Origin of the sequence: Cryobacterium sp. 10I1 (assembly GCF_035019805.1) — a bacterium.
In the GTDB taxonomy this organism is placed as follows: Bacteria; Actinomycetota; Actinomycetes; order Actinomycetales; family Microbacteriaceae; genus Cryobacterium; species Cryobacterium glucosi.
This window is the reverse complement of the sequence record NZ_JASJVF010000649.1, coordinates 1-275: the sequence shown is the minus strand read 5'-3', so window position 1 is coordinate 275 and position 275 is coordinate 1. Positions and strand designations below refer to the sequence as shown.

The 275-nt window shown below is 73.5% G+C and carries 1 pseudogene; it reads left to right on the top strand.

Annotation, left to right across the window (positions count from 1 at the left end):
• Positions 1–275 (top strand): annotated as a pseudogene (locus QN345_RS20170) (hypothetical protein); the annotation flags it as partial.

The following is a 275-nucleotide window of genomic DNA, read 5'->3' as shown; positions in this document are numbered from 1 at the left end:
ACCTGGGCGGTTTCGGCAAGCCGGGCGAGCCTTCTGCCGATCTCGATCGCGGCCGCGCCGCCATCGACGAGATCGAGGCGATCGCCCCGCAGGCGGCCGAAGACGACGACCTCGCCGCCCGCGCCGAACGGCTCGGCAACCTCGAGGAGCTCCGGCTCGCCGCCGCCCAGTCCCGTGAACTCCTCTCCGCGGAAGAGAACCCCGACGGGCTTCCGGATGCCGTCACCCTGCTCGACGCCGCGCGCCGGCAACTCGAACGCGCCGGCGACCACGAC